The sequence below is a fragment of the Flavobacterium tructae genome (assembly GCF_001853485.1).
Classification (GTDB): Bacteria; Bacteroidota; Bacteroidia; order Flavobacteriales; family Flavobacteriaceae; genus Flavobacterium; species Flavobacterium tructae.
Genome location: NZ_MIKE01000026.1, coordinates 274,212 through 289,636, shown reverse-complemented (window position 1 = coordinate 289,636; position 15,425 = coordinate 274,212). Strand labels below are relative to the sequence as shown.

8 protein-coding genes are annotated in these 15,425 nt (G+C 38.7%); 3 read left to right on the top strand and 5 right to left on the bottom strand.

Translation table 11 applies throughout. The features are described 5' to 3' along the window. Positions 1–7: 7 nt before the first annotated feature. The 3 genes from BHE19_RS18755 to BHE19_RS18745 all read right to left on the bottom strand — a co-directional run bounded on the left by BHE19_RS18755 (position 8) and on the right by BHE19_RS18745 (position 5,282). Positions 8–3,397: a SusC/RagA family TonB-linked outer membrane protein gene (locus tag BHE19_RS18755; RefSeq protein ID WP_070908354.1), complete on the bottom strand. Its 3,390-nt coding sequence runs from the start codon at positions 3,395–3,397 to the stop codon at positions 8–10. 186 nt (positions 3,398–3,583) lie between these two features. Beyond that, positions 3,584–4,504 carry a FecR family protein gene (locus BHE19_RS18750; RefSeq protein WP_070908353.1) on the bottom strand — a complete coding sequence of 307 codons (921 nt, stop codon included), beginning with the start codon at positions 4,502–4,504 and terminating at the stop codon, positions 3,584–3,586. Positions 4,505–4,724: 220 nt separating this feature from the next. Further along, positions 4,725–5,282 carry an RNA polymerase sigma-70 factor gene (locus BHE19_RS18745; protein WP_070908352.1) on the bottom strand — a complete coding sequence of 186 codons (558 nt, stop codon included), beginning with the start codon at positions 5,280–5,282 and terminating at the stop codon, positions 4,725–4,727. 759 nt (positions 5,283–6,041) lie between these two features. Here BHE19_RS18745 and BHE19_RS18740 point away from each other — a divergent pair. Beyond that, positions 6,042–6,596: a phage tail protein gene (locus BHE19_RS18740; protein ID WP_017495716.1), complete on the top strand. Its 555-nt coding sequence runs from the start codon at positions 6,042–6,044 to the stop codon at positions 6,594–6,596. A 1-nt stretch (position 6,597) separates the two neighbouring features. Here the strand turns inward: BHE19_RS18740 and BHE19_RS18735 are convergent, their stop codons facing one another. Then, complete coding sequence (locus BHE19_RS18735) at positions 6,598–7,617, bottom strand: SAM-dependent methyltransferase (protein WP_017495715.1); 1,020 nt, start codon at positions 7,615–7,617, stop codon at positions 6,598–6,600. An 87-nt stretch (positions 7,618–7,704) separates the two neighbouring features. On the opposite strand from BHE19_RS18735, the gene BHE19_RS22655 reads away from it, so the two are divergent. Both BHE19_RS22655 and BHE19_RS18725 read left to right on the top strand, forming a co-directional pair. Beyond that, the gene (locus BHE19_RS22655; protein ID WP_089059930.1) at positions 7,705–13,797 is read left to right on the top strand and encodes an HYR-like domain-containing protein; all 6,093 of its coding nucleotides are present in this window, start codon (positions 7,705–7,707) and stop codon (positions 13,795–13,797) included. A 53-nt stretch (positions 13,798–13,850) separates the two neighbouring features. Then, entirely contained in the window at positions 13,851–14,702 is an 852-nt protein-coding gene (locus tag BHE19_RS18725; protein WP_070908350.1) for an outer membrane beta-barrel protein, read from the top strand. Positions 14,703–14,797: 95 nt separating this feature from the next. Here the strand turns inward: BHE19_RS18725 and BHE19_RS18720 are convergent, their stop codons facing one another. Further along, positions 14,798–15,283 carry a JAB domain-containing protein gene (locus BHE19_RS18720; RefSeq protein ID WP_070908349.1) on the bottom strand — a complete coding sequence of 162 codons (486 nt, stop codon included), beginning with the start codon at positions 15,281–15,283 and terminating at the stop codon, positions 14,798–14,800. Positions 15,284–15,425 lie beyond the last annotated feature (142 nt).

Sequence of the window (15,425 nt, the reverse complement as noted above, 5' to 3'; positions counted from 1 at the left end):
TATTTTTTTAAAAAGTTGCGTTGACACCTGTCATATAAATACGGGACAGAGGATATTTTCCTAAGTCCAAACCAAAATTCTTAAGTCCCACTTCCGGATCCATTCCTGAATACTTGGTGATGGTAAAAAGGTTTTGCCCAGAGATAAAAAATCTAAGTTTCGCTTTCCCGTGCAACCATTGTTCTTTTACTGTATATCCAATCGAAACGTTTCTTAATCTCAGGAAAGAAGCATCTTCAATATAAAAATCAGAGATTCTTCCGAAATTATTATTGTTGTCTGTTGACGAAAGAATTGGAATATTGGTGTTAGTATTCGTAGGTGACCATGCATTTTTAGAATCGGCTAGTAAATTATAACCCGGGAAAGAAGCATTCACACCTGTATATTTTACGGCATTAAAAACTTTGTTTCCGGCTGTTCCGCTAAGGAAGATGTTCATATCAAATCCTTTGTATCTGAAATTCGTGTTTAAACTGAAGGTCGTTTTCGGAAAAGGACTTCCAAGCACTACTCTGTCACTGTTATTGATTACACCATCGCCATTTACATCTTTAAATTTAATGTCTCCGGCAACTGCATTGGGCTGATATACTACTCCTTTATCATTTACATAGGCTTTTGCTTCGGCATTACTTTGAAACAATCCGTCTGTAGAGTACCCGTAAAATGCTCCAACAGGACTTCCTACCTGATAAATATTAGCCAAAGGCAAACTACGAACACGGCTAAGATTTAAAGGCTCTAAGGAAGTTAAATCGTCTTTGATCGAAACAATTTTATTGCTTAAGAAAGCTGCATTTGCTGTTACATCAAATTTGAATTCGCCACGTGTTTTTTGGTACGTCAGACTGGCTTCAATTCCTTTATTTTCAACATTACCCGAATTTACGATTCTTCCTAACGGAGTTCCTGAAACTCCCGGAAGCTGATCGCGAACCAACATGTCTTTATTGGTTTTAATGTAAGCATCTACAGATCCTGATAAAGCATTATTAAACATGGTAAAATCCAATCCTACGTTACTTTGTTCTGAACTTTCCCATCTTAAATTAGGATTCGACAATTCGCTCTCAGAATAACCGTAGGAAATTACCGGACTGCTTCCAATTAAAGCTTGTGTCTGCGTTAAAGGCACACTAAACTGGTAAGGTCCAAGATTTCCTAAGTTTCCAATCTGTCCCCAGCTTGCACGTAATTTTAAGTTGCTTACTAACGGGTCTATGCTTTTCATGAATCCTTCTTCAGAAATCAACCATCCGGCAGAAACAGAAGGATATACTTTCCAGCGGTTGTCTGAAGTTAGTTTTGAAGTACCGTCACGGCGTATAATTCCTGAAATCAAGTACTTTTGATTAAAGTCGTAATTCAACCTTCCTACATAAGAAGAAATGATTTCTTCGGACATTCCTGCTTCTACCTGCTGAACTAACTTAGCATTTAATAAATAACGCTGTGATGGATCTTCATTATCAAAGCCTGTTCCCTGCACGGTATAAAAATCTCTTTTGGTTTGCTGATAGGTATATCCGGCAAGTGCTTTAAAATTGTGCTTTCCTAATGATTTTTCGTAAGAAAGCGTCTGCTCGCTTAATAAGTCAGTTGTGGTAGCAGAAGATTTTGTCAATCGGTTAAAATCAAATATTTTACCCGGCTCTGTTATTTTTACCGCAAAATCGGTTGCGTTGTTCTGAATTCTGGTATACCCCCAGTTCGATTTAAATTTTAAACCTGATACGATTTCCCATTCTGCATAAGGATTAATCAAAACAGTCGAAATCGGATTGCGGTTGTCCAGTCTTTTTAAATAGGCCACCGGATTGATTACGTCTCCATAAGAACCAATATATTTTTCAGGAACACCTCCAAACTTTCCTGAACCGTCTTCTCTATAGATCGTGGCATTTGGCGGATAAAAAATCGCTGCTAAAATGGCTCCTGTGTAACCACTTGTTGTATTGGCTGCCTGACCATCTGTTAAAGAGTACGACAGATTTTCGCCCACTGTAAAATTAGGTGCCAGTTTAAAAGAAGAATTGGCTCTTGCCGTATAACGGGTTCCATAGGTATTTAGCAATATTCCTTCGTTTTTGCGGTAACTTCCGGAAATAAAGAAATTAGATTTCTCGGTTTTACCATTTACTGAAATAGACAAATCCTGAATTTGGCCAGTACGGAAAATTTCATCCATCCAATTGGTCTTTGTGGTTCTGGCTGTTGGTTCAAAAGCCGGATCAAAGGCCGGAATTCTCGGCATACCAGCATTGTCTCTGGCGGTGTTCATCGCATCGGCATATTCAGCTGCATTTAAAACGTCTAACTTTTTAGCTACGTTTTGAAAACCTCCCTGATAATTTACATTGATATTGATGCGTTCCGAAACTCCTTTTTTAGAGGTAATTAGAATAACTCCTCCTGAAGCTCTTGCTCCATAAATCGCTGCAGAAGCCGCATCTTTTAAAACACTTATCGAAGCAATATCGTTTGGATTCAAGGTGTTTAAAGAACCACTGTAGATAATTCCGTCCAAAACAATCAGTGGTGTTTCGGCGTTCAAAGATCCGATACCTCTTATATTAATTGTAGGCTCAGCAGTTGGATCACCACCATTGTTAATTACGGTAACACCTGCCACTGTTCCTTGCAGTAATTCTGTGGCACTATTGTAGGTTCTGCTTGATGTTTCTTTCATTGAAACGGTTCCTACTGATCCTAAAACTTCATTCTTTTTTACACTTCCGTATCCCATTACAACCACTTCCTGCAGTTGTTTCATATCGGCTGCCAATTTTACACTTATGTTTTTATCCGATTGTGTCACTTTTATTTCCTGTGTCACATAACCTACATAAGAAAAAACAAGTACTGCCGCAGACGAATTGATTTCGATTTTAAAAGTTCCATCAAAATCTGTTGTAGCTGCCGCATCCGAATCTTTGTCTTTGATTCCAACACCCGGTAATGGCATTCCGTCATCACCGCCAAAAACAGTTCCCGAAATGCTTATTTTACCCTGACCGGCGTCCGAAACTTTTATGCTTTTCTTAATCACAATATTGTTGCTGACCATTTCATATCTCAGCAAGAGATTGCTGCATATTTTATCCAAGGCTTGTTCCAGAGGCACATTATTAAGTTTTAAACTAATCTTTTGATTGGTATTGACCTGATTAGTTTCGTACATAAAATGCACGTCGATTTGTTTTTCAATCTTCTGAAAAACACTCTTTATACTTTCATTTTCTACTTTTAAAGTTACTCTTTTACCGATATCAAAACGAGCCGCTTTTACGGTTAATCCGATAAAAAATAGAGCCACGAAAAGCAGTGCCTTCGTTAGTACCGATTTTTTAATGCTCTGAGCCTTTACGACATACCGCATTTGCTTTTTATTCATGATTGTGTTTTTTTTAATTGTTTTTGATTGTGGAACGGTTTTCTACGTAGATTTTTTAATTTGATTTTTAAAGGAATTGTATTCCAGCTGATTGAAACAAGAATTGGAGATTTTAAAAATTCTCTTAACTCCGCTAACCCGCATTGCGCTATACGAGCTATTTTCTCTCGGCCGTATTTCTAAAATTTAACGGATGACATAAGTCCCCGATTCTATTTTGTACTCTGCATTGATAATATTGCACACCAAAGCAACGACCTGTCCTGCCGGAAGTTCTTTGAAATAGGCACTAATTTTTAAGTTGTTTAAATTTTTGTTTGCAATCTGAACGGTTACGTTATAATTCCGATTGATCGTTGCAATGACTTCCGGTAAGGGGGCATCTTCAAAAACAATAATATGCTTTCGCCATAGTGAGATTGAGTTCATTGGGATATCCTTAAACGCCTGAAGTTTGTTGCTGTGCGATTTAAAAACCACTTTTTGCCCCGGAGTTACATATACATTTTCTTTGGTCACGGTTGATTTAACATTCACTCTTCCCGTTAGCACCGAAACTTCCTGAGTAGTCTGATCCGGATAAGCCTGCACGTTAAAACTCGTTCCCAGTACTTTGGTGTCCATTTTATCGGTATGAATGATAAAAGGATGCTTTTTATCTTTGGCTACATCAAAAAAGGCTTCTCCGGTTAAATAAATTTCTCTGGTATCCCCTTTAAAAGTAACTGGATATTTTACATGACTTCCTGCATTAAGCCATATCTGAGTTCCATCACTTAAAACTATTTTAGCGTGTTCTCCCGCTCTTGTTGCATATTGTCTGGTGATGGTTTTTAGCGAGGATAAATAAAGGAAACAGGACAAGCTAACTACAAATAACAAAGAAGCTGCTACCGCCCAATTTCTATTTGGAAGAGAAATAACCTTATTCGTCTTTTTTATATTTTGAATTTCCTTTTTTAACTTCGATTGGTCTGATGTAATCAATGCTATCGTGTCGAATATTTCTTCGGGATGATCGTACCAGTTATTCCATAATTCTTCCCCATTTAAAGAGGGCTTTCCTTCTAAAAAAAGTTTTATATCTTGATGTGATTTTTCAGGCATTATAATGTGTTTATCTCTTTAATAGTATGTCTTAGAAATAGTAATTTCAGGTAGGCGCTTAAGGTTACGCTTTTGTTAAGAAAAAATGCATAACCTTAATTTATATCAATTTTACTTATATCGTAGTCCAATGCTTTCTGATATAATACCGATGTAATATGAAAATAGTACAATGCAATTGGACTATATTGAATATACAATCGGTATTAGCGATCTGCTATTAGTTAAATTCGCCCAGGTAGTTTCGCATAAACTTTAATGCGTAGGCAATGTGATACTTTACCGTTTCGTGCGAAACATTAAGTTCTTCGGCTATTTCTTTGTTGGTGTAATGTTTAATTCTGCTGAGAATAAAAACTTCTTTGGATTTTTTAGGAAGCAATAACGCAGCCTTATCAACGGCTTCCTGTAGTTCTTCATAATAAATAGAATCTTCGGTAGTGTTGCTGCCGTCGCAATCATTGGTGTTTCTGTCTATAACCTCTCTAACATATTGATCGGTGATGGTATGCATTTTTATATAATCTAAAGTAGTATACCGAACAGAGGTGTAGATATAAGCTGAAAATTTCTTTTGAATAACCAAACTCTTTCGTCTTTCCCAAATCGTTGTAAAAACTTCCTGAACAATCTCTTCGGAAACCGGAACCGACTTCATCCTCACATAAACAAACCGAACCAATTCATCCCGATATCGGAAATACAATTCATCAAACGCTTTATCTTTTCCTTGTCTCAATAACTCAACAAGCTCCTCATCTGTAAACTTCTTATACATGAGACACCGTTTTTGAATGATTTGGCGAATGAAGTGTTCGAAATAAGACTTTCGATCCAATCTTTATACAGCGATGTATTCTGATTTTAAAAAATGACATATACTACAATTGTGTTGTTTATAATATGTCTTCAAAATTAAAGCTGAGGGTAGGTCTGGAAGGTTACGTTTACATTAATAAACTAACCTGATTATAAAACATTATATTAACATCTGATGCTTTATGTTACGTCAATATTGATAGGAGATCTTGTTAGGTATCAGCTTTGTAAAGTGTCACTTGTTAAAGCAAGTGATACTTCAAGCAATTGTGAATTTGATACAATGCTTTTTTTTTAGTGCAGAAATTTTTCTCCCTATTTTGACAATAATATGCAAACAGAATGCCTTGGTTGTACTATACCTCCTACAACTATCATATTTCTACCGTAAAATCGTTCAAAACACCAATAAACATAAGGATGTGGCTCATTTTTCTACTCCCTGTGATTTATCTCACTCATTATTAGTGTTTCCGACACTAAAAGGATATTTCATGACAATAAAAACCTTCCTCATGACATATTTTTCAGTTTCGGTGCCTAAGATTCTTAGTTTTAACCTGTTTTAGAAGAGAAAAACAGGTAGAAACACCTGTTTTTGAGAGTTTTATATTTTATACCTTAGTTTAAATATAAAAATTGTCCTTTTATTTCTTAGTAAAAAACATAAGTAATATCAAAAACAAATATAAACACTAACCTATTAACACTAAACACTATGGAAGAATTCATTGGAGTTGTAAAACTTTTTGCGGGAAATTTTGCCCCAAGAGGCTGGGCCTTTTGTAACGGACAAATATTGTCAATTGCACAAAATACGGCATTATTCTCAATCCTTGGTACAACCTATGGAGGAAATGGTCAGACTACTTTCGCTTTACCAAATCTACAAGGTGCAACAGCTATTGGACAAGGAACTTCACCTGGAGGAACTTACGTTCTTGGACAAGCTGCAGGTACACCAAACGTTTCAATTTTAACAAGCAACCTTCCTGCTCACGTTCACGCAGGACCAGGTAAAATTTCTGTGAGTGCAACAAATGCATCAGATTCAACACCGGTAGCCGGAGCATCGATAGCAATACCGGGAGCTCTTGTATCGAGAGTTTTCACCCCTACATTAGGCTTTGCAACAGCAACTCCAAGTGTCGATTTATTAAGCAATGTAACCACTGGTGCCACTGGTAGCAATCTGCCTATCTCAGTAATGCAGCCTTATGTAGCATTATCTTATATCATTTGCCTAGAAGGAATTTTCCCTTCCAGAAATTAAACTATTTAAGAGCATTTTTTACATTATAAGACCATTTGGGTATATCGCTGAAGTCGTATAAAAACTGAATTTCAGAATACTCTGTAAGATTGTACATAGAAACAAGACAAAAAGGGTTTGTAATATAAGACTCCGCAGTTTTTAATTCGATGTCTTCAAATATCCTGATTTCAGTAAAAATACACACATCGGGATGATTACTAAAATCATCGGGCAGCTTATAAAAGTCACTTTTAAATTCTAAATCCTGACTTGTATTGCCAAAAAGTTCTTTGCTTATTGTAAATAATCTATCTACAAATACACTATGAGGATAGGGCTGTATTTCGTTACGGCCCTTAACCTCTGATTTAGCATCTTTTAAGGATGGCTCATGATCGGAATATGTATAAGTCAAATCGATCTTGATTTCTTCGGGAATTAAAATTCCATGCGAAGACAACTGCGAAACAATGTTTCGCGTAATCGCCACTTGCGGCTCTCGGGTAAGAGCATAATGCATCGTTTCGGAGATGGCCAGATCAATTGCAAACTCCTCCGGTTTTGTATACGTAATGGCATCTGTTTCGATTAATTCTAATGAATAATCGTTTAAACCGGTCACCGATAAAATATGATGTACAGATGCTATAGAAGCAGTATTGATATCTAGTAAAATGGCTTTAATTCTATCTTTATTAAACAAAGGAAGTAAAGGAAGAATTAAAGTTGCATAAGGGCCACAACCCGCATAAAGAACATTAATACTTCTCTCTGGAAAATCAATACACAATTTTGTCAGAGCCTTATAAACGCCTTTTATGAAATAAACCGTGCGTAAATAATCGTCAACACAGTCTGCCGCACCAGAGCTTGACAAAGCAACACCGCCTTTAACATGAACTTCATTGTTCTCAAAATGGTTAACTGTTGCGATTTTTTCATAAAATTCTGAAAGATTTCGCGCACATGTGGTGTGTTCATCAATAGTATTTGACGCAATGATAGATTGAACAATAATCGTAAGCTCTTGTTTATACATGATACTCAATTTTAGTTAAAGCTTTAAAGTTTGAACTGGAAAAACAAATGTAAGAATACAAAATGATAAATCTAATATCAGTTAATTATGAAAAAACTCTACTTATTACTCATTCTACTGTTTTTTACGCTGCAGCAATTGACTGCACAAACAGTAGAGACCTTCGAAGCTCAGACAATTAACCAACCTAGCTTTACCAGCAATGGTAAAACTTTTAACCTAACCAATACTTATGTTTCTTTTCAGGTGGTTACTTCGCCTGGTTATGGTTATAACGGTTCTAACAACTACATACAGGTCTCAGATGGTAACGCATCACAAAGTTTAGGGCAAACCGGATTCATTACCGCTGCCTCAGGAAGCTTTAAAATGAACAGTTTATGGATTTACCTTACCGGTACTTCCGGTCAGACTCCTAATAGTACCTCTAATGGTGCTCCGGGTTCGGTTACTTTAACCGGAAAACTTGGCGGTGTAACACAATTCTCTATTGTAAAAAACACTACAGGAGCAAATATTGGTACTGCCTTACCCGGAAATGGTTTTATCCCTGTTAACTTCGCAACAGACGGAGTTTCTAATTTTACCAATATCAACATTGACCAACTTGAAATTCAGCTAAGCGCCAATTACGATTATTTTGCAGTTGATAATTTTGTTTGGGTTGATGGCGTAAGTTTAGCAACCGTAACTACTACAACCGCTACGAATGTGGGTTCAACGAAAGCAATCATTGGAGGAAATGTAACTGCAGATGGCGGAGATGCCAATGTAGAAAGAGGAATCGTTTGGGCAACAACAGCAAGCCCAACTATCGCAAATAATAAATTTCAAATCGGAACTGGAACTGGAATTTTTAGTAATACCGTAACAGGCCTTACTCCCGGTTCTACTATTCATTACAGAGCTTATGCAAAAAATACTGCCGGGACAGCTTATGGTGCCGAATCAACATTTGTTACAGCGGCTGCTTTGGCCACTTCTTCTACCTCAAAAACAGATGTGGCTTGTAACGGAGGAACTACCGGAGCTGCCAGTGTTACTGTAATTGGAGGAGTTACTCCCTATACTTACTCATGGTCTCCTTCAGGAGGTACCGGATCATCGGCAACCGGACTGTCTGCAAATGCATACACTGTTACAATTACCGATGCTGAATTGACACAAATTACCAGAAACTTCTCTATAACGCAACCAACAGCACTAAATGGACTGCCTACGACAACGGCTGTTTCTTGTTTTGGAGGCAGTAACGGTACAGCAACAATAACTCCAACTGGTGGTACACCGGGATACACCTACTTATGGTCTACCGGAGCTACAACGCAAACTATAACAGGCCGTGTAGCCGGAACATACAGCGTCACCATTACAGATGCCAATGGATGCCCTAGAACCATAAACAACATTGTTATAGGTCAGCCAGCAACCGCTCTTGACGGAACCGCCACCACCACAGCCGCTTCTTGTTTTGGAGGTAGTAACGGTACCGCAACAGTAACTCCAAGTGGAGGTACACCTGCATACACCTATTCATGGTCTCCATCAGGAGGTACAGCCGCAACGGCTACGGGACTTACTGCCGGAACTTATAGTGTTACTATTACAGACGCTAACGCATGTGCAAAAACGATAACGGGTATTGTTGTCGGACAACCAGCAGCTGTTCTTGATGGAACGACTTCCACCACAGCAGTTTCTTGTTTTGGAGGATCAAATGGTACAGCTACTGTTGTTGCATCAGGAGGAACTCCAGGTTATACGTATTCATGGTCCCCATCAGGAGGAACTGCAGCAACTGCTTCAGGGCTTCAGGCTGGAACTTACAGTGTAACGATTACTGATAATAACGCATGTTCTAAAACCATTACCGGTATTGTTGTCGCACAACCGGCCGCATCACTTAATGGATCTATAAGTACAACTTCAGTTTCTTGCTCTGGAGCAGCTACCGGTTCTGCAACCGTAAGTGCTTTTGGAGGAACTCCGGGTTATACTTACTCTTGGTCTCCATCGGGAGGTACCGCAGCAACTGCATCAGGACTTACAGCAGGAACTTATAGTGTTACCATTACTGATGCTAATTCTTGTATGCGTACGATCAATAATATTACGATAGGAACTGCTACAGCTATTAATGGAGCAATATCTACAACAGCCGTTTCTTGTTTTGGAGGAGCTAACGGTACAGCAACAGTTACACCATCAGGAGGTGTTCCGGGATATACCTATTCATGGTCTAACGGAGCTACAACGCAAACTATAACAGGACTTACAGCAGGAACTTATAGTGTTACGATTACAGATGCTAATGCCTGTACAAAAATAGTAACAGGTATTGTTGTGGGACAGCCTGCTGCAGCTCTTGACGGAACTGCTACTACCACAGCCGTTTCTTGTTTCGGAGGAACCAATGGTACAGCAACAGTTACACCATCAGGAGGTACTCCGGCTTATACGTACTCTTGGTCACCTTCAGGAGGTACAGCAGCAACGGCTACAGGACTTGCTGCCGGAACTTATAGTGTTACTATTACAGATGCTAATGCCTGTACAAAAATAGTAACAGGTATTGTTGTGGGACAGCCATCAAACGTTCTTGACGGAACTACCACCACAACCGCTGCTTCTTGTTTTGGAGGAGCTAACGGTACAGCAACCGTTACTGCGACCGGAGGTACTCCTGCCTATACCTATTCATGGTCTCCAACAGGAGGTACGGCAGCCACTGCAACCGGACTTACCGCAGGAAACTATAGTGTTACCATTACAGATGCTACCGGATGTACCAGAACGATAACGGGTATTGTCGTAGGTCAACCAGCTACTGCTCTTGACGGAACCCCAAGTACAACAGCTGTTTCTTGTTTTGGAGGAGCTAACGGTACGGCTACCATAACAGCATCAGGAGGTACTGCCGGATATACTTATTTATGGTCTACAGGAGCTACAACAGCTTCTATTACCGGACTTATCGCAGGAACTTATAGTGTTACTATTACAGACGCTAACGCCTGTGCAAAAACAATAAGCAATATTGTTGTTGGACAACCTGCTGCAGCTCTAGACGGAACGATAGCTACAACTGCCGTTTCTTGTTTTGGAGGAGCCAACGGTACCGCAACAGTAACTCCTAACGGAGGAACTGCAGGATATACTTATGCATGGTCTAACGGATCAACAACTCAATCCATAAACGGACTTATAGCAGGTACTTACAGTGTTACCATTACAGATGCGAACTCATGTTCAAAAACTATCAATAATATTGTAGTAGGACAGCCTGCCGCTGCTCTTGACGGAACTGCTACTACAACCGCCGTTTCTTGTTTCGGAGGAACTAATGGTACGGCAACCGTAACTCCATCAGGAGGTACTGCAGGATACACTTATTCATGGGCACCAACAGGAGGTACAGCTGCAACAGCAACAGGACTTCCAGCGGGAACTTATAGCGTGACCATTACAGATGCTAACGCTTGTTCAAAAACAATAAGTAATATTGTTGTTGGACAACCGGCTGCAGCTCTTGACGGGACTGCAACTACAACTGCTGTTTCTTGTTTCGGAGGTGTTAATGGTACTGCAACAGTAACAGCAACCGGAGGTACAGCTGGTTACACCTATTCATGGGCTCCTACAGGAGGTACAGCTGCAACAGCAACGGGACTTCCAGCGGGAACTTATAGTGTTACCATTACTGATGCTAACGGATGTTCTAAAACCGTAAATAATATTGCTATTAGTCAACCTGCTGCTCTTAACGGAACTGCAACTACAACAGTAGTTTCTTGTTTTGGACAAGCTGACGGTACTGCAACGGTTACTCCAACCGGAGGTACAGCTAATTATACCTATTTATGGTCTAATGGAGCAACTACGCAAACCATAACTGGTCTTGTTGCCGGAAACTATAATGTTGTCATTACAGATGCTAACTCTTGTACAAAAACAGTAAATAATGTTACTGTATTTCAGCCAACTGCTATAACAGTTGTCCCTACACAAACTAATGTGAGTTGTAACGGAGGACAAAACGGACAGGCCTCAGCAACAGTAAGTGGTGGAGGCGGAAGCTATACCTATTCATGGTCTCCATCGGGAGGTACGGCAGCAACAGCAACCGGACTTGCTGCAGGAACATACACTTTAACCATTACAGATGGTAGTGGTTGTACTAAAACTCAAGTTTATAACATCTTAGAGCCAGCTGCAATCGCAACTACAATTACAGGAACAAATGTTAGTTGTAACGGAGGAAGCAATGGTTCGGCTACTGTTAATGTAACAGGTGGAACAGGAAGCTATACTTACGTTTGGTCTCCAACCGGAGGAAATTCAGCAACTGCAAGTGGTTTGCCATCAGGAAATTATTCAGTAGTAGTTACTGACGGAAATGGATGTACCAAAACTGCTAATATTGTTATCAACCAACCAGCTATATTGTCTGCTGCTATTGCAACTCAAACAAACATTTCCTGCAATGGAGCAAGTAATGGAGCGATTACTACTACTATAACTGGCGGTACAACTCCATACACTTACTTGTGGTCAAATGGAGCAACAACTAAAGACATCAGCGGATTAACAGCGGGAACCTATACCCTGACAGTTACAGATGCTAATGGTTGTACTGCACCACTATCAGTAACTTTAACCACTACTCCTGATGTAACACCACCAGTACCAAATGTGGCCACTCTTCCGGTAATTACAGGCGCTTGTGCTGTTTTATCGGCTCAGATTCCGGTTCCAACTGCAACGGATAATTGTAGTGGAAATATTACTGCAACCACAACGAATCCTTTAACTTATAATACACCGGGAACCTATACAATAACCTGGACGTATACTGATGCTAGTGGAAACACAAGCACACAAAATCAGACTATTACAGTTCTTCCTTCGTCTATTCAAGCAGTAACTTTTAGCAATGCTACAGTAACCTACAACAAAAACCCACAAGCAATACAGGTTGCTAATTTACCTGCAGGAGCTACGGTTACTTATACAATAGCACCCGGATCTACAGGAAATTCAGCTACAAATGCGGGTACGTATACGGTAACTGCGGTAGTAACTCCTTCAGCAAGCGAACCTAATTGTTCTCCAATTACGCTTACTGCACAGCTTACTATTCAAAAAGCGGCACAGCTAATTACTTTTCCAATATTGGGAATCAAAACACTTGGAGGATCAAATACTTTCAATCTGGGGGCTACTGCCAATTCTGGTTTAGCAGTAAATTATACCTACACTTACACCACAGCTTTGCCTGCTGCTACTGTTGCTCCAACAACCGGTTTAGTTACTATGCTAAGATCAGGAGAAATAACAATTGTTGCTGCTCAGGCTGGTGATGCGAATTACTTACCTGCTCCGGATGTTTCACAGCTTTTGGTGATCAAAAACAATGACATCACCGTTACTCAAATTACCGTTGGTACTAAAGTTTATCCAAATCCGGCTAAAACTATTAATTACCTGATGGCATGTGGTGAGAACAATGTAAATGTGGCATTGACCAATACAACCAATGCAACCTTTACTCCTGCAGCTAATTTTACGATTAATACACCTAAACCTGGAATTTATACGCAAAATGTAACAATTACTTCTCAAGACGGAAGTGCTAGCGCTACTTATGCTATAACTGTAGAAAAACCATTTGGATTCTATGATATTGTACACCAAAAATTCAATAATGTACTTATCGTAAACAATAACCCTCAAACGAATGGAGGTTACGAGTTTGTTGCGTACCAATGGTTTAAAAACGGACAAGTAATTGGAACTAATCAATACTTTTCAGCAGGTGAGGCTCAATCCAATACATTGGATTTAACAGCCGACTATAGCGTGAAAATGACTACTAAAGATGGTAAAGTGCTGCAAACATGTCCTTCTAAAATTAAGACACAGAAATCACTTGAGGTTAAATTGTATCCAAATCCGGTTGAAACAGGAAAAATGCTTACTGTAGATGCTGATTTACCAGAAGGTGATTTAGAAAACATGCAAATAAGTCTTTACTCTGTTACAGGTAAACTACTTACAACAATGAAATCATCTACTGCTCAAACACAGGTACAATTACCTCCAAGTACTGAAAGTAATATGGTTCTTGTAGTTATTGAGTCAGGCAATATCAAAAAGTCATTCAAAGTAATTGTAAAATAATCAAAATCATGCCAGTACCACTTCAAAATGGTACTGGCTAATACAACTTTAAGATGAAAAAATATATCAGTACCTCTATAAAATCTATAGCTACAGTTACGGCGTTTTTAGCGATTTGCCTCCAGGGCTATAGTCAGGACAAAAAACAGGAAATATCGATCTCCGTCGCAGGACCCGGCTCCTTTCTAAAGTACAGTGGCGGTGGTACGATCGTACCCGGAAACGGAATTAGTGCAGGAATCAGATACTCCTATTATTTAAACGAAGGCTTAAGCATTGGAATTGGAGCTGAGTACCAATCCTACAATTCTGATGCAAAGTACGCTTCTTTTAGTGGCCAATATGTTACTAAAGATGCCGAAAATGAAACCTTTCAGTTTAGATACAAAGCCACTAACTTCAGAGAAGAACAAAGCCTGAGTTACATAAATGTTCCAATCGCAATTCAATTTGAAACTAAGGGAACTACCCAATTGTATGTTGCTGCGGGTGCCAAAGTAGGATTTGCGATTAAAGGATGTTATCAGAGTACCTTTCAAAACCTTACTACAAGCGGTTACTATCCGCAATACAATGTAGAACTATTTAACCCTGCGTTTGCCGGTTTTGCAAGTACTAATGATGTAAAAACAAGCGAACAGGATTTAGATACTAAAGTGTCCTATTCTGCTACTTTTGAAACAGGTGTAAAACAAAAGATTGGAAACAGAACTTCATTCTATCTTGGTGCTTACATCGATTATGGTCTAAATAACATCTACAATAAAAATGGAGACAAAAGTCTGGTACAGTACAATCCCGATCTTCCTGTACAGCTGCAATACAACAGCGTATTAGATTCTCCATCCGTACACAATGTCAGACTAGTTTCTTACGGACTTAAACTGAGATTTGCTTTACGTTAATTATCAAATAAAAAATATTAAATAACTACTTTTCCCGCTCGGGAAAAATTAAAAAAGTCGGTTTCTTGGGGGAAATCGGCTTTTTTTTTTATGGATTAAAAACCATCTTCAAAAAAATTACCGTTATCCGCAAAAGAATAATAACCTTCCAAAGTAACAATTAAATGATCAACCAATTTAATATCTAAAAGAGCAGCTGCTTCGTTAACTTTTTTTGTAAATAATCGATCAGCAATTGAAGGCAGCGTTTTACCCGAAGGATGATTATGAATCATAATAAAAGCAGATGCATTTGCCTTAATTACTGAAGCAAACAATAATTTAAGATCTACCGAAATTCCCGATGTACCCCCCGAAGATACTTCGTAAACCCCTAGTACCTTATTTGAACGATTGAGCAAAAAAACTTTACATTGTTCAAAGAACTCAATTTTCCCCATGTCCCAAACTTTCAAAGCTAGTTCATAAGCTGTTTTAGAGGATGAAAGATAAGGTCGTTCCGAAACTCTTACTTTATTCTTATAAATCAATTCAATTTCGGAAGCAATTTTCCAATCTTGTTTTTCTTTCCTTGCTCTCATAGTTATTAATTAATACTATTATTAAACACATGCTTAAGAGACAGCCATTACGTAAATGAATATTGTAACCTGAATCTTTTTCCCAAAGCTGATTTTTTCAATAACAACATTTAGCAAAGAAAAGTAATTTCAAAAATTAAAG

Excerpts from the sequence above, each read along its gene's own strand:
- BHE19_RS18755 (WP_070908354.1), bottom strand. The coding sequence starts at position 3,397 with ATGAATAAAAAGCAAATGCGGTATGTCGTAAAGGCTCAGAGCATTAAA.
- BHE19_RS18750 (WP_070908353.1), bottom strand. The coding sequence starts at position 4,504 with ATGCCTGAAAAATCACATCAAGATATAAAACTTTTTTTAGAAGGAAAG.
- BHE19_RS18745 (WP_070908352.1), bottom strand. The coding sequence starts at position 5,282 with ATGTATAAGAAGTTTACAGATGAGGAGCTTGTTGAGTTATTGAGACAA.
- BHE19_RS18740 (WP_017495716.1), top strand. The coding sequence starts at position 6,042 with ATGGAAGAATTCATTGGAGTTGTAAAACTTTTTGCGGGAAATTTTGCC.
- BHE19_RS18735 (WP_017495715.1), bottom strand. The coding sequence starts at position 7,617 with ATGTATAAACAAGAGCTTACGATTATTGTTCAATCTATCATTGCGTCA.
- BHE19_RS22655 (WP_089059930.1), top strand. The coding sequence starts at position 7,705 with ATGAAAAAACTCTACTTATTACTCATTCTACTGTTTTTTACGCTGCAG.
- BHE19_RS18725 (WP_070908350.1), top strand. The coding sequence starts at position 13,851 with ATGAAAAAATATATCAGTACCTCTATAAAATCTATAGCTACAGTTACG.
- BHE19_RS18720 (WP_070908349.1), bottom strand. The coding sequence starts at position 15,283 with ATGAGAGCAAGGAAAGAAAAACAAGATTGGAAAATTGCTTCCGAAATT.